The following is a 24,428-nucleotide window of genomic DNA, read 5'->3' as shown; positions in this document are numbered from 1 at the left end:
GATACATTTCCTAATGTTTCAGCTAGCTTTAAAACACCAAGTTTATTTTTTATAACTTTTTGATGAGTTGCTAAATTTGACATTTTGACACTCCTTATTGGTTTAAGTCGCTCACTTCAACTTCCCTGCTGTCACTTTTAATGAGCGGCAGGGCTTCAAGCTTCGCGACTTATAAATTGTGTTTCCTTTATTTTTATCACAAATGTCAGATTAAGTCCTACCTATTACAGTTTATACCCATGATGCTTTCTTACTCCTCAGTACTCTGCACCACGATCGGTCATCTTAGAACACAAATATCTTGTTCTTCAAGCCAAGCGATGACTGATCATTTAAACATATCCCTTGTTGCTCACGCATTTTTTCTATTGTAGGGCTTGATAGAAACTACCTTAAGATAAGTATCGATTGTTTACTATTGATAAACGCCTTCCACGTTTTTAATAGTTCCTACTTAAGCAACTAACTATGAGATATTAAATGCCTAGATGTTCAGTTTCAATTTCGCCATGCGCTTCTTTTTCTTCCCTGGCTTTGTAAGAGCTTGTAGCTGGTCTTTTATTAATACCATTCCTTCTTAAAGCCATCTTAAGCTTCTCACGTTTTTAAGGCTTTTTTTGAAAAAATTTTAAAGATTGCCTCTTGCGCCACGCAAAACATATCTGTCTCAGCAAAATGAAAGCTTCTTGTTTCTTCAAGCTCATTACATACTCTTAATTGTCTATATGCAGGCTTCTGAAAGGCAAAATCTACACCAATTTTTTTGATAAGCTCGCCCAATCTGTTTCTTATGCTAAGGCTTTTGTGGTCCTATCTTGAGAAATTGCTTCTCCACCTTTCTCATAAAAATTTTTGAATATAAAAGCTCTTTCAAATATCCCCTCATCCTAACAGAGTCCGAAATACATGTTTTAATGTTTCAGCTCGTTTTAAGAACATTTAAGCTTAATTTTTGATAACTTTTTGATGAGTTGCTAAACCTGATATTTTGGTTTGGGTCTTAAGTCCTTACCGTAACTTTAACCCTATCACTGTATGACATAACATCAAGCTTTAGGGCTTTTAAAGAATATTTTCTTTATTTCTGTTACAGTTAAGGACGCTCTATTACAAAGAAAGACCTTTTTAGAAAAATTTTCTCCTAGCTAAGCTTTATCTTCAGGGAAATTAGTAATAGTATAGCCTTTTTTTATAATTTCAGTAGCGGTAGCTTTAACTGTATCTACTCCCCCTGCAAAACCAATAAGCTTCATTAATTGATCAATATAAGTGACTTCTGTACTTAGCTGATCATTAATAGACTCAAGAAGAGCAATTTTTTGCTCTAATTGTTTTTTGTTCATTTTTTTCCTTCTTGCTTTCATACCTGATATATTTTTTATGAATCGTTAATTGTAATAATCGGAAACATTCCTATATCCGCTATAAATCATACCCTCTGCTGTGGTCTTAAGTGTAGTAATACCATTTGCAAACCCAATCATTTTCATAAGTTCATGAATGTTTTCAATTTCAGTTATTAAAACATCATTCATTGATTCCAGATGGGCTAGCTTTTTATGTAACTCAGCGTTTTTCATTTTAATCCTTTAAGGTATAGCAAAAAAAGACATCCTCTACTAAAACATTTGTATGTTAAATTTATTTAAAGAATCGATCAAAATCAGGTAAACGCTTCATAGCATTTTCTTAGCACATTTCTCAGTTTTTTCCCTAAGAATTTAAAAAATTCTTTATCATTCCTGAGAATGATCTTGTAAGATATCTCTGGCAACTTCTTTAACTGATGATAATCCTCGAGGAAAACCAACAGATTTAAGAAGTTTATCGATATAAGCCAACTCTGTACTTAATTGATCTTCTACAAATTCCAAATAAGCAATTTTTTTAGCCAATTGATCTTTTGTATCATTCTTCTTCATAGTAACCCCCTCTCCTTGTTGAGTGTTGTAAGATGATAAGCAAAATAGATGCCAAAGACAGGTACTATTTAAAAATATTTGGTTTGGGTGCATGAACGGCCTCTAACAAGGCAAATGCTCATGGTTTTAGAAAAAGCTTTTCTAAGCCTTTGATAGAGAAGACAAAGCCTGTAAAAAAAAAGCTTTATGAATTTGCGCTCTCTAACTCACCTTACACAGACATAGAATTTCCTTGTAAATTTTGTAGTTTTTGATAGGCCATCTGATTGGCTTTAAAGATTAGTTTATATTTTAAAGCAAAGTGATCGAGAAGGGTTTTAATTTTTAGAAATTCAAGCTTGCAGTAAGCAATAAGAGAGGCAAAAATATGATTTCTTTGGGAGCGAGCAATTTTGTTGGGTGACTTCTTTTGGGAGCAAACAATTTTGATGGGTGACTTCTCAAGGCTAGCATTCTGCTTTATCGATTTGTGATAATCTTTCTATGCGTCACCGTTTGTGGTAGACGTCATAGATAGGGTCATAATCATGATTTTAAGTCGTTAGCCACAATAGGGAGAATGCCTGTAGAGCCGTCTTCGTTCTTGAAAATCTTTGTGATTAAAACTATAGGAAAAGCTAGCTTTTTGAGCCTATCCCGATAATCTGCCTATCCAAAACATTATAAGACTAAAATTTAACAACCCTTTCCAATATTTCACTTGTCTTTCCCAGCGCACAACGATTCTTCTAAACTTTCGTTGTAGCCAAGATATGGCTCTTTCAACTTGCCACCTCCATTTCTTGAGCTGGCAGACAATTACCTCAGCTTTCTTGATAGCCCCTATTCTTCGCCTAGGTATAAAGGGATATATTTTCCTTTTTAGCAACTTCTCTCTAAGTTCCTCTGAGTCGTATCCTTTATCAGCTTCTAAAATAGGTATGACTTGGCAGAATTCATAAAGCCTTTGCAGCTTATCCATATGCGGATCAATCAGCTTTTCCACCTGTTTCCTTTCATCTCCTTTAGCGCTGGTTACTTCAAAGCTTAATGGACTGCCATTGCCGTCTACCAGAAGATGGGTAGTCATGCCTTTACCCTTGTAACCATAGTCTATTAACTCACCGCCTCCCTTTCCCCCCTGAAAAAAAAACCATCGATGGCTAGTCTTTCCCAATTAATCATTCCCGCTACATCTGCGCATTCCTTTAATGCCGATAGCAAGCTATCTAAAGTTCCATCTTCTTGCCATTTACCTAGCCACCGATGAGTAGCAGATCTTGATCCCCAATTCGGTCCTTTAGGGAGATCACACCAACGTGAGCCGGTAATCAAAATCCAAAATAAGCTATTACAAATCTTTCTCCAGGGAGTATGCGGCTTTCCCTTTAAATTTTTTGGAGGATTCTGCGGCAAAAGCGGTTGTAAGATTTTCCATTGAGTATCTGTAAGTCCTTCAAATCTTCCTGGCATACATCTTCTCCTTCTTAAAAAAGAAGAGTATACACTACAGATTTAAATTTCTCAATATTATCGGGATAGGTTCTTCGTGCCAGACTATCCTTTTATCTCCATCTTTGGAATTAAACGTATTTGTAATACTGGCCTTTTCTCCTTTCTTCCTCAGATAAAGCAATTAATCGATTAGACTTTATGCCAAATGTAAATATTTTTTTTAAGTTCATAATGGATAAATTCCATATTATCTTTGGCGCCAAACCAATTATCCGCTAGCACGTACTCAGCTTCAACTTGGAGTCGTAACTGCTTGCTGAATAAGAGCTCTATAATGTGGGTTTTTAGTAATGCATGATTGCCTTTATTCTTTCTTTGTTTTCACGTTGTAAAAGTGCATATCTCTCTTAATCACTTCAAAGCCGATGGGAAAGGTATAATCTCCATAACTACTAAAGCTAGAAAATGGATTAATACCTTTTAGATGATCTTACTGGGGTGTAAGAAAAATGCTAGCAGACGATTTCGTTTTCATCCGTATAGGGGTTTTCTTCTACTGTATCGTCAATAATCAACACACCTCCTTTACCTTGTTCTAGATGGCGCACTTGCTTTTTAACATACTGCCATAGTTTTTTTAAGCCCCCTAGATTATTGTTAAGAAAACGGGTGATTTTATCATGGCTAAGCTGGCCATCTGAAAGATTGGATAACCCTATATGGCTGTTGCTTGTGGTTTTGGCTAATAAGATGATCGGTATAATTATCAAGAAGATCTAGTTTCATTTTTTTTATTTCCTTTTCAAATAAAAAATATACCCTTAGAATAATTTTTTCAACTCCTTTGTGGGTAAGGTGAGTAGGTAATTCGGATTTGTCAAGCTATGGAACGTACAAGCCACATGCATGACTAGCTTTTTTTATATTATTCAGTTTACTAATTAAAAATATTTTTAAAACTTTTTGCTATGCGTTGCAGAGGATGTTGCTGGCTTGCTTGCAATTCTTTATAATTCAATCCAATTAATGCATTTAAAATTTCAATTATTAAGTTGTTAAGTTGTGTAGTGGCTTGTTGGGAATTCGTGGAAGCATTTTCTAAAATTAATGCGTAAATATCATTAAATTTTTCTCTAAGCTCAGAAAGGTCGGTTATTTTGCCAATTTGGTAAATATTACTCTCAATCGCTTGGAAGCCTAGCTCATTTTTAACTCCTCTCCTTATTTGTTTTCCACTTCTCTCTTGATTTTTTTGTTGAGCATCTAAGGCCGTGCGGGCTCTTTCTGTTTTTTTTTCTTTGCCCTTTATTATGCTTCCTAATGGCTCCTTCATTTCTTCAGGAAGAGCCTGAATTTCTGGAAGATCGTCTGCTGCTTCGCGAGTTTCAAGGATTAGGTAATTAAAATCTCTGTTCTTAGAAGCTTCGGAAAGCAGTTTATTACCCAGAATTTGAATCCCTTGTGCAATGTGTATATTTTCTCCTAACGAGCCTGGTGAAGAGGAAGAGCTTAAGTGCGCTCTACCTGCGATGACTATGACTTTTTCATAAGATTTTAATGCAATGCTAATATTTTCTACCATAGCCTGATTTCGTGATGGATGACTCATTGCAATTAAGTCATTTGCTGTCTGCCCCAGTGCTTGCATAAATATAAGAGTTTGACTGAGCAATTTAAGGGGAAGGATAGCAATCTCTGATGCAGTAATCGTGGCTTGCTCATCTTTTTCTTGTAAAACCTCTAAAGGTTGAAGAATGGTTTTTAAATTACTAGCACTCTCTTTCAATATAGTTTTAAAATCTTCTTTGTCTAGCCTTGTTGAAGGCCATTCTTCTATGTAATTGGCTAATTTATCGGTTACCTGGGTTAAATCCTGCATGGTGGTGTGCATACGCTCGCACATAGCGCCTACATTATCAGGATTGTCTAAATATATTTTAATTGCTTTAGCAATTTCTTTATTACCGTGGTCTGTTACTTCCCCCAAGAATATATCTAGAAATTTCCATGTTTCCGGAGAATCCCAGGATGAAAAGTCAACTTTATCCACATGTTCTTCTAAATGGGAGCTTAATACTTTTGCGCTTCGATTAAAAGCTTGCCCTTCTACTAGGATGGTTGCTTTGTCTGTTATATGTGTAACAAGAAGGGTAGTTACAAGCTGATGAATCTTTTCAGTAGCTTGATTATGAGTTTCGCCAATTAAGATCACTTGCGCTTGATTAACTTTCTGCGCCAGATTTCCTTTACCCATATTACTTCCGACTTCAGAAAAATGTCTTAATAGCGAGTCTGTAAATCCTTGAGAATCTGAATAAGGATCGAACTGCATAAGCTTTCTTCCTTTTGATTATTAAACATATTTTTCAAATGCCTTATAAACATTTATTATACCAAATGATTTTATTAATAATTAAATATTAATATAAATAATTAACTTTAATTATTAATTATATAATTTTTATAAGTTTAGATTGGTTTTTTTATATAACTTTATATTAAATTCATTGGCAGGCTGCTAGGCCTAAATGGAGAAGGTTCTAATGAAAGAGATAATAAGATTTCGTAAGCGGCTACCCGTGTGGGCTAATTAAGCCGTTGATATTAAGAAGTAAATATAAATCAAAAAGCTTAGCAAATAGAAAAGATAGGTATTTGGGAGTGTTTTTGGCGGTGTAGATGCTCCATAAAATCCCCTCTAAAGCCTTATATATCCCTTGATCGCTTATCATGTAGACATCAATAATTATAGTAGATAGATAATGTTGTTATTTGCTAAAGTTTGTAACTTAAAAAAAGACTATTTAAATTGAGAAAGTTTTTAACCCTATTAATTAAGGATTCATTATAATGGGATGCTTTTTTTTTAATTTTAATCCTTTTAATTGTATAAATCTGCACTCTTGGCGTCTTATTACTGAGGCCCCTCCCTCAATAAAAACGATCCCAGAAGAATTGATTGTGCATATTTTTTCTTTTCTTTCCCCCAAAGAGCTTGTGAATGCTCAGCAAGTATGTAAACACTGGAAAAAAATAGGAGATGAAGAGACCCTGTGGAAAAGACATCATCAACAGCATTTCAAAGGCAAACCTTTATATATTAGCTTTTATCCAAGAGTAGTTCGGTCTTTTAGGAATAGTTATCTTGTTTATAGTCGGAGCGAATCAATAAGACGGGAAGTTAAGCTAGAGATTGCCGCTTTGCGCGCCTCTCCCTCATATAATCCAATTTTTTCCGAGAGGCTGTTATGGATGAATCAAAGTCAAAGCTTGAATCATTAAAAGAGCTTAAGGTTTTAAGGGGAGGCCGGCAAAAAGAATAAGGCTGATAAGATAATCTGTATGAATTTCAAGTTTCATTTTTTTTCTCCTCCTTTTAAAGAAAGAAATATATCCTTAGAATAATTTATCCAACTCATCTAGGCGTAAGGTGAGTAACTTAAAAAGGCTATTTGCGTTGAGAATGTTTTTAACTCTATTAATAAGGATTCATTATAATGGGATGCTTTTTTTTTAACTTTAATCCTTTTAATTGCATAGATCTGCGCCCTTGGTGTCTTATTACTGAGGCCCCTCCCTCAATAAAAACGATCCCAGAAGAATTGATTGTGCATATTTTTTCTTTTCTTTCCCCCAAAGAGCTTGTGAATGCTCAGCAAGTATGTAAACACTGGAAAAGAATAGGAAATGAAGAGGCATTGTGGAAAAGACATCATCAACAGCAGTTCAAAGACAAACCCTTACATATTAGCTTTTATCCAAAAGTACTCCGGTCTTTTAGAAATAGTTATCTTGTTTACAGCCGGTTCGAATTAATAGACCGGAAAGTTAAGCTAGAGATTGCCGCTTTGCGCGCCTCTCCCTCATATAATCCAATTTTTTCCGAGAGGCTGTTATGGATGAATCAAAGTCAAAGCTTTAATCATTAAAAGAGCTTAAGGCTTTGAGAGGAGACGGGCAAAGAGAATAAGGCTGATAAGATAATCTTATAAATATCAAGAATATCAAGTTTCATTTTTTTCTCCTCTTTTTAAAGAAAAAATACATCTTTAGAATAATTTATCCAACTCATCTAGGCGTAAGGTGAGTAACTTAAAAAGACTATTTGCGTGGAAAATGTTTTTAACTCTATTAATCAAGGATTCATTATAATGGGATGCTTTTTTTTTTAGCTTTAATCCTTTTAATTGTATAGATCTGCGCCCTTGGCGTCTTATTACTGAGGCCCCTCCCTCAATAAAAACGATACCAGAAGAATTGATTGTGCATATTTTTTCTTTTCTCTCCCCCAAAGAGCTTGTGAATGCTCAGCAAGTATGTAAACGCTGGAAAAGAATAGGAGATGAAGAGACATTGTGGAAAAGACATCATCAACAGCATTTCAAAGACGAACCCTTACATATTAGCTTTTGTCCAAAAAAACCTCGATCTTTTAGGAATAGTTATCTTTTTTATAACCGGAGCGAATCAATAAGACGGGAAGTTAAGCTAGAGGCTGCCGCTTTGCGCGCCCATCCCGATTATAATGAAAGAAGTTTTTCCGAGCTGCTATTATTGATGAATCAAAGTCAAAGCTTTAATCATCAAAAGAGCTTAAGGTTGTAAGGGGGAGGCCGGCAAAAAGAATAAGGCTGATAAGATAACCTGTATGAATATCAAGAATATCAAGTTTCATTTTTTTCTCCTCTTTTTAAAGAAAAAATATATCTTTAGAATAATTTATCCAACTCATCTAGGCGTAAGGTGAGTCTTTAAGTTAAGTGAATTAATTTAATGACCTAAAGAAGTTCTCACCTATCTTTCGTAATTACAGATCTGGGTGAGAAGAACAGAGTTATTTTTAACAAGAAAAGCAAACAAAAGAAAATGGATAAAATATTTGCTAAACAAAAATCAAAAAAATATTTATCAACTATTAACACTTCTCTTACTAACCCTTCGATCTTTACTGCAGATTTTCTTTTACATTATTTAACAGAAAAACCCAATTGATATTATTGGGTTTTTCTGTTAAATTTTTTATAAAGAGATTAACAATGAAAAAATTGACTACCCTTCACAGCATTCATTCACTTCTTACTAGCCCCTTCTTCACCGTAGATCAAATCAAAAAGCTAGGAATATCCCCTGCTCGTCTTGCTTACTATATAAAAAAAAAACAGATTAAACGCCTCAGCCGTGGTATTTATCAAAGCAGCAACTATCAAGGTTCACCAGAAATTTTTCAGTGGGAAGATCTTATCGAGACTGTAAATTCTGTACCAGGGGGAGTAATTTGTCTAATCTCTGCTTTAGCTATCTATGAGATGGCAGAGGAAATCCCGCGAAAACACTGGATTGCCATCTCCCATAGCACATCGATTACCAGGGAAGGGTCTATAAAAATCGTAAGATTTAGGAATATGGAACTTGGAAAAACAGAACTAGAGCTAGGAGGTATTCGACTTCCTATATTTGATCGCGAACGCACCATTATAGATGCTTTTAGACTTTTAAGCCGAGAAACTGCTATTAAAGCACTCAAAATGGCACTCTTTAAAAAAGGAAATAGAATAGATTTAAAAAGACTTCAGACCTATGCAAAAAAGCTTAGATTTAATATTGATCCTTACCTTATTACAGCTACCACATGAACGAACAAGCATTAAAAGACCGCCTCCAGGTTATTTCCATAGAAAAAGGCATACATTTTAATGAATGCTGGAAGAAGCTTCTCCTTGAGCGCTTTTTAGTGCGGCTATCACATTCAACATATGCCCCAAATTTTATTTTTAAAGGAGGATCTCTTCTTGCCTATTTCTTGCATATAGGAAGGGAAACCACCGATCTTGATTTTTTACTTACCAACATGAAGGCCGGCCAAGAAGAAGCAAAACAAGCCATTGAGCAGATTGCTGCCATAGAGCTAAAAGATGGATTCTCTTTCAAGTATGCTGGTATAGATATTTTAGAGCAGCCGCATATGGATTATTCGGGCTATCGAGTGCATTTAAAAGCAACATTTGGCCGTATGCAAGATAAAATTCATATCGATGTCGGCATAGGAGATATAGTAAAGCCCTTTAGCCAAGATATTTATCTTTTTCAGTATAAAGGTCATCCTTTATTTGAAGAAGAAGTATCCTTAATGGTTTATCCTTCGGAAACAATTTTTGCTGAAAAGCTCGAGACGGTGATCTCCAAAGGAACGGCTAATAGCCGCATGAAGGATTATCATGACCTGCTCTTGCTAATACGCGACGCAAAACTCATCAATTTCAAACTCCTAAAAGACGCTATAACTGACACGTTTAAAAATCGGAAGAGAAGGCTTGAGCTTCTAAGTTTTGATAAACCAGGTTTTAAATCTCTTCAAAAGCTTTGGGCCGCACATTTAAAAAACCTTGGGAACATAGCGCGAGAGCTCAACCTTCCAAAAGAAATGCACAGCACTATAAAGGAAATAAATGCTTATATAAAACAGCTAGGCTTAACTTAAAACTTAAGCATAGGCTGCTTTTTTAAAAAGCTTAAAATTTTAAAAACGTTTGCCTTTCTTTTCAAGATCCATCCGGCATTTAACTTCTTTGTAATACGTTGAACCTATTTCCTACAGATTAATTTATGGGCATTCACTTAATAGCCAGAAGAGCATTTTCTCATCTATTGCGCTTTCTCTATCTAGACAAAGTGCCGTGGAGCTATGTGTAAAAAAGATTATTGTAAGCTGAAAAAAAGCTAAGCAAAGCTTTGAGGTTAGAAAGTACTAAAGCTAAGATAAGAAAAGTAATAAGCAAGTAATCGATGCTAGCTAGGCAATTTCGGAAGTACCTGTAGAAAAAATCAGGTGACAACTAGTAGAGCAAATGTAAGTTAGATATATCCAATCCTTAAGGTTTTATTGAGAGAGGCAAAGGACTTTATCCTTGATGCTAAAAAGAAGGATTGAGTCCTTGCCCTCGTCACCTTAAAAAAATTAATGAACACTTCTCCATATAGCTTTTTTGGAGCCTTGTCCATTTAGGAGTTCATAGTGACTTTTAGTAACCTGCTTATCCTGCCAATACCAATCTGTTTTAGTAGTATTGCCAATATAGCTTGTGCAGGGACCATGCTTTTGCCCTTTAACCCAGCTAGTTTCTTGAACCACAGTTTTACCATCGCGATAACGACGCTCAACGCCATGTTTACGCCCCTCCACATAAGGGACCTCGGCTATTTTTTCACCATTGGCATATTCTATTGTGGTGCCAGACTGTACTCCATTGTTCCACTCTTCCTTAGTGCAAGGTTCGCCAGCTGGCATATAGGTTCTAAGCTGACCATGTATCCTACCATTTGCATAGGGAATAACTTCTTTAGGAGTGCCGTTTTGATGATATGTCGTACGTAAAGTTTGCTGCCCTTTCTCGATGGTATCTATAGAAACAAGAAGGCCATAATTATCACGACGTATACGTTTACCATGATAGTTCACCACTTGAGATTCAAGTTGACTGTCGGGCCCATAGTAAGAACCTTGAAAAAGGAGATTACCTTGAAACTCTTCCTTAGATTTAGGACCTCCCGACTCGTACCAGGTAAGGACAGTGCGGTTTTGCGGTGTGTGATAAAATATTTCTTCCTGAGGGGCACCAGAAAGATAAAAAATGGAGGTTTTTTGCAAAACGCCATTGGCATAAGTTTCTACTTTTTCGATAGCAGAGCTATGAGGATAAGAATAGGTTGTATCTCCATCCAGAACACCGGAATTATAAGTTTTGGTAACGACTACCCCATTGGCTAAAGAAGAGAGAATTTGCCCATGATGGCCGCTATCACTCCAATCTTTAGGGCTCACGGGTACGCCATAGCGATGCACATAAGTTTCATTAACTACATCAGGTGAAAAAGAAGATTTTTCTACTTGATGGCATCCCGCTAAAGCTATAGCCACCCATGAAAGGCCTAGGAGAGAAACATATTTACTACGCATAAATTCACCTCTACACATTAAATTTTATAATTTTATAATTGTTTCTTGCAAGACACATGCATGCTCATTGTCAACTTCTTCCTGGGATAAAGTCTTTTGGTCATCTCGATAGAGAAAGCGAAAAGTCATATTTTTTAAGCCGGCTCCTAATTTTTCACTACGATAAATATCTAGCAACTTTACACTTTTAAGAAGCTTTGACGATATAGGAACAAGATCTAAAATGTGCTGAAAGGAAATTTCCTCCTTTACGGTCACTGTCCAGTCTCTTTGCGAGCCTGGATAGATAGGAATATCCTTCATCACATACTCTTCTTGGCGCACACTAAATAGATCATATACATTTAACTCAGCAAAGTAAATCCTTTGCTGGACATCTAGATGTCTACAAATGGAAGGATGAATTTCTCCCATTGAGCCGATCTCTAAAGAATCAACAAAAATAGCTACCTGGCGGCCTGAATGAAAAGTTTTTAAATCATTTGGCTTAAAAGAAACATTAAACACACGTAATTCCTTAAGCATATTTTCGATCATTCCTTTCAAATCATAAAAATCAAATTCTCGTTCCTTAGTCGTCCAAGTTTGAGAAGAAGCTTTTCCAGCTAAAACGATGCCTATGACCGATTGATCTTTATATTGTTCTCCTTCTTTATAATGAATGCGACCAATTTCAAATCCGGCTATATCATGATTTTGATGGGCAGCATTATATTTGACCAGTTGTAAAAGGCCTGGTAGCAATGAAGTCCTTAAGGTCGACTGTTCCACAGAGATAGGATTTAAAACTTTAATTGTTTCTAAAGCATTTGTTTGTAGGTTAAGAGTATCTAAAAGTGAAGCACCAATCAGATCACAAGTGATAAACTCTTGCAATCCTTCCCCTATCAAACGCTCCTTAATGGCTCTTTCAAAAAGAAATAAAGGAGCATGAGGAATAGTGGCATTCTTGTACATAGGTGGAGAGCGGCCAATATTATCATACCCATAAATACGGGCAACTTCTTCGATAAGGTCCACTTCGCTTAGCACATCGACGCGATAACTGGGAACTGTCACGCAAAAGTTGTCCTCTCCGTTCCAGGTATAAATAAAACTTAGGCGTTTAAATATAGTTTCCACCTCACTTACAGCTAGATGCGTGCCTAGAAGGCCATTTATTTTACTTAAACGGCAGCTAACTATCTTTTCAGCAAACACCTGCTCTTTAATATCGAGAGGCCCTTGAGCAACTTTTCCTAAAGTTAACTGTTGAATCAGCATGGCTGCACGATTTAAAGCCCATAATACAGCCTGCGGATCAGCACCTCTTTCAAAACGTTTGGATGAATCTGTTTGAAGGCCAAGACGTTTGCTTGTTTTACGAATGGATTTTCTTTCAAAATAAGCTGCTTCTAGCAAGATATGTTGGGTAGAAAGAGTGACTTCAGAATTTCTCCCCCCCATGATACCAGCAAGTGCAATCCCTTTTTCTTTATCAGCAATCAATAAATCTTCTGCGCTTAGCAGGCGATCCTTTTCGTCAAGGGTAGTAAAAAATTCCCCCTCTTTGGCCGTGCGAACGATAATGGTATGTTCGCTGATTTTATCATAGTCAAAAGCATGTAAAGGCTGTCCACATTCCAAAAACACGTAATTAGTAATATCCACGATGTTGTTAATGGAACGAATGCCACTAGCTTTCAAACGCTTTTTCAACCAATCGGGAGACGGGCCTACTTTAACATCCCTTATCACACGACAAGCATAGCGCAAGCATTTTTCCTTATCTTGCACAGCAACTTTTATTAACTCCGCTGTATGTAAAGTTGGCTCTTCAGAAAAGGAGATCTCAGGTAAAATAAGAGGCAATTCTAAGACAGCTGCTAATTCCCTTGCTACACCTATCATACTACTGCAATGTCCTAGATTAGGGGTAAGGCCAATTTCAAATAAAGTATCCGCCATTAATATCGCTAGATCAGTACCCACTTGCGTGTGGCTGTCTAGCTCGATAATTCCCTCGTGTTCTTGATCACCTAAGCCCAGCTCATCGGCAGCACATAACATGCCAAAAGATTCGATACCTCTTAACTTTGATTTTTTAATCTTAAATCTTTTGCCACTAGCATCTATTAAGCTAGCACCTACGCGAGCTAAGGCTGTTTTAATGCCGGGACGGCAATTTGAGGCCCCACACACCACCTGATAGGTCTCTTGGCCATCTGTTACTTGGGCTACACACAGCTTATCTGCTTCAGGATGCTTTTCGATGGTAAGGACCTCAGCAACGACTACCCCTTCAAAGCCCTCCCCTAGCGTTTCTATTTTTTCCACTTCGAGGCCTGCAGAGGTCAAAGCCTTAGCAATTTCTAAAGGAGGCAGATCGATTGAGATATATTCGCGTAACCAGTTCAATGAAATTTTCATAGTATCTAAATTCTTTATAAATAAATGGATGAAGAGTAAGAAATAGAATACAGAATTTTGAATAGAAAACAAGAGATAAGATAACAATTAAGTTAAAGGAAATCAAAGGTCTATCTAGTGGGTAAAGATTTAGCGTATGTTTTTTCATCACTCAAAACAATCAAAAAGAAAAAGTTTAAGAAAACCTTTTGATGTAGAATTATAACTTTTCTTATATCTTGAGAGCTACCTTATCGATAAAGTTCCCTTGTCTTCAAGCTCACTTTCCTAACAGCTTCTATAGCTAAGCTTTAAGCAAGCGGCCATCTGATGAAGAAGCAAAAATAGACTTTTGAAGTTTGCTTAGGCAAGCATAAAGCTAAAGCCTCAAATAGTAACTCTTAAAGAATAAGGTTAGGATCATCTATTGAGAAAATCATTTGCTTGGAAGCAGCTTAAGCTTTATCGATGAAGCCTCGCTTAAAGGGCTGCTCATTACTCTTTAAAGCCATTAAACAAACCTTCCTTAAACTTAAGGAATTCCTGGCAAGGACACCACCTAGCAAGCAGGCTCTAAGTAGGGCATAAAAACCCTTTACAAAAAGGAAGGATAAGCAAGCAAAGACAATAAAGATCAAGATGATTTAATAGGGATAAAGCTTGCTTCATTTTTTTAATGTTAACAAGGAAAGGATAAGGACTGAATTGCACTTTTTGCCTAGCAAGCAAAAAAAAGACATTCAAGCAAAGATTATACCAGTAAAGGGCCGCCTATTACTCTTCAAAGCCATTAAACAAACCTTCCTTAAACTGCAGGAGTTTCCGCCAAGGACACTATCTAGCGAGTAGGCTTTAAGTAGGGCATGAAACCTCTTTACAAAAGGAAGGATAAGCAAGCAAAGACAATAAAAATCCAGGCTATTTAATAGAGATAAAGCTTGCTTCATTTTTTTAATGTTAACAAGGAAAGGAGAAGGCCTAAATTGCACTTTTTGCCTAGCAAGCAAAAAAAGCATGCAAGCTAAGATTATACCAATACAGTAAGTGAAGAAAAGATCTATAAATATTCTGACTAACCTTAGCTTCTTCCTTATAAAGTTTATGCAAGTTCCTATCATGCAACATAGCAAATAGTAGACTCTAAAAACAAGATCTTATAAGCAGCCTTTTTGAAAAAATTTCTAGACACTTAAAAAAAATATTTTTTATTTAAATTTTAATTAACACTCCTTATAAACAATAAAAAATTTATAGAGATTAGCTTCGCACTTTTAGATTCTAGTAGAATCCAGTCAAATAGAAAGGCCTTCAATGATATCAGAAAATTCGCGCGTCCATCCTCTTGTCTTCCCTGTATTTACAAATATAGAGGAAGAATCTATTAACGTTAGGAGAGATACTTCTGTTTATGCAGAAATTAGCCTAAAAATATTTGCAGAGTTAAACCTGCCAGATTTAAACCAAGCGAAGCTTGTATGTAGAGCTTGGAAACAGCTCATTCAAAACAGCAACCTATTGAAAAAATTTGGTTCGGTAAGCCCTAGAATTACTGCTCTGAAAGAAAATTCGCTTGATGGTAATCGAACAGATTTACTTGATCCATATGCAGACCCGTGGACACCAAAGCAAATAGCTATATTCTTGTGGCAAGATCCCATCACTATTATTAGCGATTCACTAGTAGTAAAAGTAAATGCTGCGGCTGCTTACCTAAAAGAGGAAGGGTTTAAATTAAAAGGTGTGGCGAGTGATGGTAACTGCTTTTTTAGCGCTTTTTTACAAAGCTATGCCTACCTTTCTAGAAAAATCCCTTTGCTAGAAGAGCAGGCAGATAAAATCTCCTATCTAAGACAAGTACTTTCAAGCCGTGTAAAACACACAGACAGCCAAAGAGCTGAAGAAATAAAAGAGAAAGGAGCTTGGATAAGCGGCTTAAATGAAGGAGATTTACTAGCTTCAGCTTTATCTATCCCCATCAGACTGTTAACGGTGAATGAAGAACAGCTGATTTGCGGGATTCATGATAGGTTGATTTTCTCAACGCAAGGTTTAGCCGAAGAGAACAGATCGCAGGAATGGAAAGCTATCTCTCTAAAAGAAAGACCTAAAGAATACATTTTTATTGTCGATTTAGGTGGCCACTTTGTTTATGCGTTACCCTTAAAGCAAACTCACTCTCCTCTTTCAAAGTCAAAAGTTCCTCATAGCTTTTTTTCACACAAAGATAATTCTTTTTATCCTCATAAAAAGGCTAGGATAACAGTGAAGGCACGTGGAATTAAAAGAGCCTTAACGCAAAATGCGCCTGCTAATGAATCAGGTAAAAAAAGAAGATTAGCCTCTTCTTCTTTAATTACCCTGCCCTTAAAAATTTTTGAACGGATTTTTCTTTCTTTCAGCAGCTTGAGCGATAATGAATTAAGAAGCATCCTTGATGCTAGAAGCTGTGCAAAAGTGTTTAGGAAATACATGCCAAGTAACACCACACTTTTAACAAAGTATCAATCTCAGAAAATGCCACTTTATCTGGACAAACTTGCAAATTGGTTACAAGAGACGATTCCTCCAATTAATCAGAGTAGTAATGTATTAACAAACGCTAGGCTAGAGAATGCTGAAGAGGCCTATAAGCAAGCTTTAAAACTTGCTGTTCAAGAAAAAGATTTTATCCAAGAAAGCGTTTGCATAGAAAAATTAGGTGACATTTATTTAAGGAAAGAAACACCCGAAACACTTCTACAAGCGGCAGGTCTTTACAATTATGCCTTACACTTAGCTCCTGAAGAAAGGCAAGAAATTATTAAAGATAGACTTTCTCACGTACAAAATTTACTTGCTAGAGAATGTAAAGGAAAATCGCTTGATTCTGCGGTAATCAAGAAGCAATTTGAAAACAATCGCCATACATTAAAAAAATTTAGAGAGGAAATAGAGAAGAAAATTCAAACTTTCGGCTCAGATCCTTCTCCTGAAGAAGTCCGAGAGCTTTATGGCGAGATAGCTCACCAGATAAAAATTTTCTTCGGACAGCTTACAACACAGGCTTTGCATCAATTAGATACTGAGCCTTGTGAATATGCCATGATAGGCTTTGGCTCTTTAGCTAGAGAAGAAATGACTCCTTATTCTGACTTAGAATTTGGCATTCTTATCCAAGAGGACAATCCTATAAATAAGAAATATTTTAAGGATCTAACCAATCTACTTCAATTAAAGGTTATCAATTTAGGCGAAACTATCCTTCCTGCTTTAAATATTCCTTGCTTAAAAGAAATAGGTTTTTTCGATGGCATTACGCCACGAGGCTTTGCCTTTGATGGAGCAGGAGTAGAAGGAAAAGGCTGTAAAACTCCTTTAGGCAATGGCAAAACATTTGAACTTATCCAAACTCCGGAACAGATGGTCCAATATGTGGGTAAAGATGAAAAAGGCCAGTGGTGGTATAAGAAAGAGCCTCATCTTCCTATGGAATTACTAAACTTTACTCATTTGCTCGGCAATCTTGAGTTAACTAAAGCCTATGATGAGAAAATTCAAGAAGTACTTAATATTCCTTATCAAGGAAGCGTTGATCTGCGCCAGTATTTAGCCAAGCAGCACCTTGTGTTAGCTGATATGGAAACTTTTAATCCGGGAATGGGTGATTTAGACAAGCATGGTATGCTTTTTCGAGTTAAAAATGATTTTTATCGGTTTCCTCATTTAGCTATTGACCGGCTAGCTCTTCTTAAAAAAGTAATAGTTTCCGACACTTTTACTAGGATTGACAAGTTAAGTGAGCTAGGGATTATAACACAAGGAGCCACTGAAAAGTTAAAGGATTGGATGAGCTTAGCCTTATTCATGCGTCTTAAAACTTATTCTCATTATCAAGCGCAAAAAGAAATGATGAATCCTCTCCTTAAGCCCTTTGGATTTGAGGATCCAAATCTTATTAAACAGCAGTTTGCTTTAGATCATAAAAGTTTAAAAAAGATAAAAAAGATCTACCGGATCTTCATTCCTTTTTATCAAGCCATTGAAGAATTTTTAAAAGGCAATGAAGATGAACTTAAATCTTCTGATCTGGAGAATAAATCCCCAGAGGCGCGAGGAGATATATGTCAAAGGCTATTTCAACATAAAAAAGCAAAAAAATGGTATCTTCTGGCAGCAAAAGCAAATCCACAAAATTCGGAGGCTTTAAGTGCTGTTAGCCTTGTTTATCACCAGCAAGATAATTTAAGTAAAGCAGCAGAATATAGCAAAAAAGCCCTTGCAATTGACCTTAAGCTTTGCGGGGAAAATCATTTGACTACAGCAAGAGATTACCACAATTTAGGGCAAATCTACCAAGATCAAGGCAATTTAGATAAAGCGGCTGAGTATACTGAGAAAGCTCTTATTATTAACTTTAAGCTTTTTGGTAAAAATCATTCCGAAGTGGCAATCGGTTACAACAACCTAGGACAAATCTACCAAGAACAAGGCAAGTTAGACAAAGCGTTAGAATATGTCAACAAAGCCCTTGCTATTAACTTTAAGCTTTTTGGTGAAAATCATTCCGAAGTGGCAATCGGTTACAACAACCTAGGACAAATCTACCAAGAACAAGGCAATTTAGCCAAAGCGGCTGAGTATACTGAGAAAGCTCTTGCTATTGATTTTAAGCTTTTTGGTGAAAATCATCCCCAAGTGGCAATCGGCTACAACAACCTAGGACAAATCTACCAAGATCAAGGCAATTTAACCAAAGCGGTTGAGTACACTGAGAAAGCTCTTACTATTGATTTTAAGCTTTTTGGGGAAAATCATTCCTCTATGGCAAGAGATTATAACAACCTAGGGGCAATTTACCAAGATCAAGGCAATTTAGCCAAAGCGATTGAGTACACTGAGAAAGCTCTTACTATTGATTTTAAGCTTTTTGGGGAAAATCATTCCGCCGTGGCAAAAGATTACAACAACCTAGGGGCAATTTACCAAGACCACGGCAATTTAGCCAAAGCGGTTGAGTACACTAAAAAAGCTCTTATTGTTAACTTTAAGCTTTTTGGGGAAAATTATCCCGAGGTGGCAAGCGGATGCAACAACCTGGGGAAAATCTACCTAAAACAAGGCAATTTAGATAAAGCGGCTGAGTATACTGAGAAAGCTCTTGCCATTGATTTCAAGCTTTTTGGTGAAAATCATCCCACCCTAGCAATCGATTACGATAATTTAGGACTACTCTACAAAGAACAAGGCAATTTAGCAAAAGCGGCTGAATATACTGAGGCAGCTCTTGCTATTAACCTTAAATTTTTTGGTGAAAATCATCCCACCGTGGCAACAAGTTACAACAACCTAGGACAAATCTACCAAGAACAAGGCAATTTAGGCAAAGCGGCTGATTATACTGAGAAAGCTCTTGCTATTGATTTTAAGCTTTTTGGTGAAAATTATCCCGAGATAGCAACTAGTTACAATAACTTGGGAAAAATCTACCAAGATCAAGGCAATTTAGCCAAAGCAGCTGAGTATGCTAATAAAGCCCTTGCTATTAACCTTAAGCTGTTTGGTGAAAATCATTCCGAAGTGGCAATCGGTTACAACAACCTAGGACAAATCTACCAAGATCAGGGTAATTTAGCCAAAGCGCTAGAATATAGCAAAAAAGCCCTACTTATCGATATTAGGGCTTGTGGTGAAAATCATCTTACCGTGGCAATCGATTATAACAACCTAGGACAAATCTACCAAGAGCAAGGCAACTTAGACAAAGCAGTAAAATATAGCAAAAAAGCTCTTGCTATGGACCTTAAGCTTTTTGGGGAAAATCATCCTACCGTGGCAAGAGATTACAACAACCTAGGGGCAATCTACCAAGAGCAAGGCAACTTAGACAAAGCAGCAGAATATAGCCAAAAATCCCTTTCTATTGATCTTAAGCTTTTTGGTGAAAATTATCCCACCGTGGCAAAAGATTACAACAACCTAGGGGCAATCTACCAAAAGCAAGGCAACTTAGACAAAGCAGCAGAGTATACTGAGAAAGCCCTTGCTATTAACCTTAAGCTTTTCGGTGAAAATCATCCTGCTATAGTAACAAATTACAATAATCTTGGATGGATTTACCAATTAACAGGAAATACGGAAAAAGCGGCTGATTGTGCCAATCAGGCTCTTAAAATTGCTATCAACCTCTATGGTAACAACCATCCTACCGTAGCCGCGCTTGTAACCCGCCAGCAAACACTTAAAAAAGAGACATAGAGTACCAAAGATGGAGATAATATATAAATGGCAAAAAAACTAGGTAGTTTGACCTGATTTACCCTAAAAAACTTCATCATTGCATCAATTTTAGAAAGATAAAGGCTCGATTGCACTTTTGCCTAGCATGCAAAAGAAAGAGGCTTAAGTAAGGTTTATTTATTGCAATTGGCAAAAAAATTATAACTCTCACGAATAGCACTATCTCCCACTTAGGATGGCTTATGCAAGCTTTTATTATGCAACAAAGCAAGGTACTAAAGTCAAAATTTCTCAAAAGGTTTGTTGAAAATATTTTAAACAAGCTAAAAAAGGATATATTTTCCATTTAAACTTTAAGTAGCTTAGCTTATAAAGCAATAAAAAAATTTATAGATACTAGTGTCACATGTCTAAATTTAACCAGAATCAAATAGAAAGGCCTTAGGTGTATGCTATCAGAAAATTCGCATGTTCATCCTCTTATCTTCCCTGCATTTACAAATATAGAGGAAGAATCTATTAGCCTTAGAAGAGATACTTCTGTCTATGCAGAAATTAGCCTAAAAATATTTGCAGAGTTAAACCTGTCAGATTTAAACCAAGCAAAGCTTGTATGTAGAGCTTGGAAACAGCTCATTCAAAATAGCAACCTATGGAAAAAGCTTGATTCGGTAAGCCCTAGAATTACTGCTCTAAAAGAAAATTCGCTTGATGGTAATCGAACAGATTTACTTGATCCATCTACGGGCGAGTGGACACAAAAGCAAATAGCTATATTCTTGTGGCAAGATCCCACCACCATTATCAGCGATTCACTAATAGTAAAGGTAAATGCTGCGGCTGCTTATCTAAAAGAAGAAGGATTTGTACTAAAAGGCGTGGCGAGTGATGGTGACTGCTTTTTTAACGCGTTTTTAGAAAGCTATGCCTATCTTTCTAGAAAAATCCCTTTGCTAGAAGAGCAGGCAAATAAAATCTCCTATCTAAGGCAAGTGCTTTCAGGCATTGTTAAACACACAGACAGCCAAAGAGCTGAAGAAATAAGAGAGAAAGGAGCTTGGATAAGCGGCATTGGTGAAGGAGATTTATTAGCTTCAGCTTTATATATTCCTATCAGACTAATAACGGTTAATGAAGAGCCTTTGGTTTGCGATATACATGATAGGTTGATATTCTCAACGCAAGGTTTAGCCGAAGAGAACAAATGGCAGGAATGGAAAACGATTTCTCCAGAACAACAGCCTGCAGAATATATTTTTATTATCGATTTAGGTGGCCACTTTGTTTATGCGCAGCCTCTAAAGCAAAATCAATCTCTTTTTTTAGATTCAAGAATTTCCGGCCTCCCCTATTCTGATGCTCTATCTAAAGATATACTTAAAAAGAAATTAGATAACTTGGAGAATGATGAGCTCTTATCAAAAGAAAAGGTAAGAGAAGCAGAGAAAGCTTATACGCTAGCTTTACAAATTGCTGTGCAAGAGAAAGACGCTACTCAAGAAAGCATATACATAGAAAGACTCGGTGACGTCTATTTAAGAAAGGGAACCTCTAAAACTCTCCTTCAAGCAGCAGGACTTTATCAGTATGTTTTACGTCTATCTCCAGAAGACAGGCGGGAAATAATTAAAGAAAAGATTTTCAATATTCAAATCCTGCTTACTAAACTGTGCGAAGGAAAGCTTTTAAGCCATGAAGTAATGAGAAAGCAATTTGAAGACAATCGCAAAGCATTAAAAAAATTTAGAAAAAAAATAGAGGAGAAAATTCAAGTTTTGCCAGAAACTCCTTCTTCTCAAGAGGTAAGAGAAGTGTATAGTGAGATAGCTTACCAAATAAAAATTTTCTTTGGGCAGCTTACAATACAGGCCTTGCATCAATTAGATACTGCGCCTTGTGAATATGCCATGATAGGCTTTGGTTCATTAGCTAGAGAAGAGATGACTCCTTATTCTGACTTAGAATTTGGCATTCTTATCCAAGACGACAACCCTATAAATAAGAAATATTTTAAGGATCTAACCAATCTTCTTCACTTAAAGGTTATCAACTTAGGAGAAACTATTCTTCCCGCTTTAAACATTCCTTGCATAAAAGCCATCAATTTTTTTGATGGTTTAACACCTCGGGGCTTTGCCTTTGATGGGGCAGGAGTAGAAGGAAAAGGCTGTAAAACCCCTTTAGGCAATGGTAAGACATTTGAGCTTATACAAACTCCTGAACAGATGGCCCAGTATATTGGTAAAGATGAAAAAAGCCAGTGGTGGCATGAGAAGGAGCCTCACCTTCCTATGGAATTGCTAAACCATACTCATCTACTAGGCAATGGGGAGTTAACTAAAGCTTATGAGAAGAAAATTCGAGAAGTGCTTAATACTCCTTATCAGGGAAGCCTGAATCTGCGTCAGTATTTAGCTAAAGAGCACCTTGTGTTAGCTGATATGAAAACTTTTAATCCGGGAATGGGTGATTTAGACAAGCATGGTATGCTTTTTCGAGTTAAAAATGATTTTTATCGGTTTCCTCATTTAGCTATTGATCGGCTAGCTTTTCTTAAAAAAATAACGGTTTCCGACACTTTTACTAGAATTGACAAGCTAAGTGAGCTAGGGATTATGACACAAGAAGCCACTGAAAAGTTAAAGGATTGGATGAGCCTAGCATTATTTATGCGTCTTAAAACTTATTCTCATTATCAAGCGCAACAAGAGATGATGAATCCTCTCCTTAAACCTTTTGGGTTTGAGGATCCAAATCTTATTAAACAGCAATTTGCTTTAGATCATAAAAGTTTAAAAAAGATAAAAATGATCTACCGGATCTTTATTCCTTTTTACCAAGCCATTAAAGAATTTTTAGCTGGCAATGAAGCTGAACTTAAATCGTCTGATTTGGAGGATAACTCACCAGAGGTGCGAGGGGATATACTACAAAGGCTCTTTCAACAAAAAAAAGCAGAAAAATGGTATCTTTTAGCAATAAAAGCAAATCCGCAAAATCCTGAGGTTCTAAATGCTCTTGGCATCATTTATCAGCAGCAAGGCAACTTAAACAAAGCGCTAGAATACAGCCAAAAAGCACTTGCTATTGACCTTAAGCTTTTTGGTAAGAATCATCCTAAGGTAGCAGCTTGCTACAATAACCTAGGCCAAATCTACCAAGACCAAGGCAATTTAGAAAAGGCGGCGGATTACACCCAGAAAGCGCTGGCCATTGACCTTAAGCTTTTCGGTGAAAATCATCCTAAGGTAGCAATTTGCTACAATAACCTAGGCCAAATCCACCAAGACCAAGGCAATTTAGAAAAGGCGGCGGATTACACCCAGAAAGCGCTGGCCATTGACCTTAAGCTTTTCGGTGAAAATCATCCCGCATTAACAAGAGATTACAACAACCTAGCACAAATCTACCAAGACCAAGGCAATTTAGATAAAGCGGAAGATTATACCAACAAAGCGCTTGCTATTGACCTTAAGCTTTTTGGTAGAAATCATCCAACTGTGGCAAAATATTACAGTAACCTAGGGCAAATCTACCAAGACCAAGGTAATTTAGATAAAGCAGCAAATTATACCCGCAAAGCACTTGCCATTGGACTTAAGCTTTTTGGTAAGAACCATCCTGAAGTGGCAATTAGGTACAGCAGCTTAGGACAAATATACCAACACCAAAGCAATTTGAAAAAGGCCACTGATTATAGCCGCCAAGCACTTACTATTGACCTTAAGCTGTTCGGAGAAAAACATCCAACTGTGGCAAGAGATTACAACAGACTGGCAGCAATCTACAATAATCAAGACAAATTAGAAAAGACGACCAAGTATGTCAAAAAAGCACTCGACATTTACCTCAAGCTTTTTGTTGAAAATCATCCTAAGGTGGCAATTTGTTACAGCAACCTAGGACAAATCTACCAAAAACAAGGCAATTTAGAAAAGGCGGAGGATTATACCCACAAAGCACTTGCCATTGAACTTGAGCTTTTCGGTGAAAATCATCCTAAGGTGGCAATTTGTTACAGCAACCTAGGGCAAATCTACCAAGACCAAGGCAATTTAGATAAAGCGGAAGATTATACCCACAAAGCACTTGCCATTAATCTTAAGCTGTTTAGTGAAAATTATCCTACGGTGGCTATAGATTACAACAGACTGGCAACAATCTGCCAGGACCAAGGCAAATTAGAAAAAGCAGCGGATTATACCAACAAAGCGCTTGCCATTGAACTCAAGCTTTTTGGTGAAAATTATTCTAAGGTGGCAATCCGTTACAATAACTTAGGACAAATCTGCAAAGATCAAGGCAAGTTTGACGAGGCAGCTCAGTATATTCACAAGGCGTTGTCCATTAACTTTAGGCTGTGTGGTGAAAATAATCCTAAGGTGGCAATTTGTTACCAAAACTTAGGACAAATTTACCAAGACCAAGGCAATTTAGATAAAGCGGAAGATTATACCCACAAAGCACTTGCCATTGATCTTAAGCTTTTTGGTGAAAATCATCCTGAAGTGGCA

Annotated in this window: 16 protein-coding genes; 7 read left to right on the top strand and 9 right to left on the bottom strand. The window is 36.7% G+C overall.

The annotated features are described in order from the left end of the window. Positions 1-1,145: 1,145 nt before the first annotated feature. The 7 genes from NEOC84_RS06605 to NEOC84_RS06575 form a co-directional block, all read right to left on the bottom strand. Positions 1,146-1,343, bottom strand: coding sequence for a hypothetical protein (locus tag NEOC84_RS06605; protein ID WP_242678223.1), 198 nt, complete (start codon positions 1,341-1,343; stop codon positions 1,146-1,148). A 45-nt stretch (positions 1,344-1,388) separates the two neighbouring features. After that, complete coding sequence (locus NEOC84_RS06600) at positions 1,389-1,580, bottom strand: hypothetical protein (protein ID WP_166157000.1); 192 nt, start codon at positions 1,578-1,580, stop codon at positions 1,389-1,391. Positions 1,581-1,736: 156 nt separating this feature from the next. Further along, on the bottom strand, positions 1,737-1,922 hold the full coding sequence (locus NEOC84_RS06595; protein ID WP_166156997.1) for a hypothetical protein: 186 nt from the start codon (positions 1,920-1,922) through the stop codon (positions 1,737-1,739). A 631-nt stretch (positions 1,923-2,553) separates the two neighbouring features. After that, complete coding sequence (locus NEOC84_RS06590) at positions 2,554-2,991, bottom strand: transposase (protein ID WP_166156994.1); 438 nt, start codon at positions 2,989-2,991, stop codon at positions 2,554-2,556. Between the two features lie 26 nt (positions 2,992-3,017). After that, positions 3,018-3,374 (bottom strand): transposase, encoded by a 357-nt coding sequence (locus tag NEOC84_RS06585; protein WP_166156991.1) that lies wholly within the window; start codon positions 3,372-3,374, stop codon positions 3,018-3,020. 494 nt (positions 3,375-3,868) lie between these two features. Beyond that, a complete protein-coding gene (locus NEOC84_RS06580) occupies positions 3,869-4,126 on the bottom strand; it encodes a hypothetical protein (protein ID WP_166156989.1) in 258 nt (85 codons plus the stop codon). A gap of 167 nt (positions 4,127-4,293) precedes the next feature. Further along, complete coding sequence (locus tag NEOC84_RS06575; protein WP_166156986.1) at positions 4,294-5,688, bottom strand: hypothetical protein; 1,395 nt, start codon at positions 5,686-5,688, stop codon at positions 4,294-4,296. Positions 5,689-6,206: 518 nt separating this feature from the next. On the opposite strand from NEOC84_RS06575, the gene NEOC84_RS06570 reads away from it, so the two are divergent. The 5 genes from NEOC84_RS06570 (at position 6,207) to NEOC84_RS06550 (ending at position 9,834) form a co-directional block, all read left to right on the top strand. Continuing rightward, positions 6,207-6,638 (top strand): F-box protein, encoded by a 432-nt coding sequence (locus NEOC84_RS06570; RefSeq protein ID WP_166156983.1) that lies wholly within the window; start codon positions 6,207-6,209, stop codon positions 6,636-6,638. A gap of 215 nt (positions 6,639-6,853) precedes the next feature. Further along, a complete protein-coding gene (locus NEOC84_RS06565; RefSeq protein WP_166156980.1) occupies positions 6,854-7,285 on the top strand; it encodes an F-box protein in 432 nt (143 codons plus the stop codon). A gap of 262 nt (positions 7,286-7,547) precedes the next feature. Further along, positions 7,548-7,961 carry an F-box protein gene (locus tag NEOC84_RS06560; protein ID WP_347566661.1) on the top strand — a complete coding sequence of 138 codons (414 nt, stop codon included), beginning with the start codon at positions 7,548-7,550 and terminating at the stop codon, positions 7,959-7,961. 431 nt (positions 7,962-8,392) lie between these two features. Continuing rightward, on the top strand, positions 8,393-8,989 hold the full coding sequence (locus NEOC84_RS06555; RefSeq protein WP_166156974.1) for a type IV toxin-antitoxin system AbiEi family antitoxin domain-containing protein: 597 nt from the start codon (positions 8,393-8,395) through the stop codon (positions 8,987-8,989). Beyond that, positions 8,986-9,834 (top strand): nucleotidyl transferase AbiEii/AbiGii toxin family protein, encoded by an 849-nt coding sequence (locus NEOC84_RS06550; RefSeq protein ID WP_166156971.1) that lies wholly within the window; start codon positions 8,986-8,988, stop codon positions 9,832-9,834. The genes NEOC84_RS06555 and NEOC84_RS06550 overlap by 4 nt, the downstream gene beginning before the upstream one ends. Before the next feature lie 477 nt (positions 9,835-10,311). Here the strand turns inward: NEOC84_RS06550 and NEOC84_RS06545 are convergent, their stop codons facing one another. Further along, positions 10,312-11,310, bottom strand: a complete 999-nt coding sequence (locus NEOC84_RS06545) for a hypothetical protein (RefSeq protein ID WP_166156968.1) — start codon at positions 11,308-11,310, stop codon at positions 10,312-10,314. Between the two features lie 24 nt (positions 11,311-11,334). Beyond that, complete coding sequence (gene pheT, locus NEOC84_RS06540; protein WP_166156966.1) at positions 11,335-13,719, bottom strand: phenylalanine--tRNA ligase subunit beta; 2,385 nt, start codon at positions 13,717-13,719, stop codon at positions 11,335-11,337. A gap of 1,290 nt (positions 13,720-15,009) precedes the next feature. Between pheT and NEOC84_RS06535 the strand changes: the two genes are divergently transcribed. Together NEOC84_RS06535 and NEOC84_RS06530 are read left to right on the top strand one after the other, a co-directional pair. Beyond that, positions 15,010-19,932: a tetratricopeptide repeat protein gene (locus NEOC84_RS06535; RefSeq protein WP_166156963.1), complete on the top strand. Its 4,923-nt coding sequence runs from the start codon at positions 15,010-15,012 to the stop codon at positions 19,930-19,932. Positions 19,933-20,363: 431 nt separating this feature from the next. Beyond that, the coding region (locus tag NEOC84_RS06530) for a tetratricopeptide repeat protein (protein ID WP_166156960.1) at positions 20,364-24,428 on the top strand (4,065 nt) is incomplete at its 3' end.

The organism is Neochlamydia sp. AcF84, from assembly GCF_011087585.1.
Classification (GTDB): domain Bacteria; phylum Chlamydiota; class Chlamydiia; order Chlamydiales; family Parachlamydiaceae; genus Neochlamydia.
Note: the sequence above shows the minus strand (reverse complement) of the source record. Positions and strands in the feature narration are given on the sequence as shown.

Coding starts and splice junctions, on each gene's coding strand:
- NEOC84_RS06605 (WP_242678223.1), bottom strand. CDS start 1,343: ATGAACAAAAAACAATTAGAGCAAAAAATTGCTCTTCTTGAGTCTATT.
- NEOC84_RS06600 (WP_166157000.1), bottom strand. CDS start 1,580: ATGAAAAACGCTGAGTTACATAAAAAGCTAGCCCATCTGGAATCAATG.
- NEOC84_RS06595 (WP_166156997.1), bottom strand. CDS start 1,922: ATGAAGAAGAATGATACAAAAGATCAATTGGCTAAAAAAATTGCTTAT.
- NEOC84_RS06590 (WP_166156994.1), bottom strand. CDS start 2,991: ATGACTACCCATCTTCTGGTAGACGGCAATGGCAGTCCATTAAGCTTT.
- NEOC84_RS06585 (WP_166156991.1), bottom strand. CDS start 3,374: ATGCCAGGAAGATTTGAAGGACTTACAGATACTCAATGGAAAATCTTA.
- NEOC84_RS06575 (WP_166156986.1), bottom strand. CDS start 5,688: ATGCAGTTCGATCCTTATTCAGATTCTCAAGGATTTACAGACTCGCTA.
- NEOC84_RS06570 (WP_166156983.1), top strand. CDS start 6,207: ATGGGATGCTTTTTTTTTAATTTTAATCCTTTTAATTGTATAAATCTG.
- NEOC84_RS06565 (WP_166156980.1), top strand. CDS start 6,854: ATGGGATGCTTTTTTTTTAACTTTAATCCTTTTAATTGCATAGATCTG.
- NEOC84_RS06555 (WP_166156974.1), top strand. CDS start 8,393: ATGAAAAAATTGACTACCCTTCACAGCATTCATTCACTTCTTACTAGC.
- NEOC84_RS06550 (WP_166156971.1), top strand. CDS start 8,986: ATGAACGAACAAGCATTAAAAGACCGCCTCCAGGTTATTTCCATAGAA.
- NEOC84_RS06545 (WP_166156968.1), bottom strand. CDS start 11,310: ATGCGTAGTAAATATGTTTCTCTCCTAGGCCTTTCATGGGTGGCTATA.
- pheT (WP_166156966.1), bottom strand. CDS start 13,719: ATGAAAATTTCATTGAACTGGTTACGCGAATATATCTCAATCGATCTG.
- NEOC84_RS06535 (WP_166156963.1), top strand. CDS start 15,010: ATGATATCAGAAAATTCGCGCGTCCATCCTCTTGTCTTCCCTGTATTT.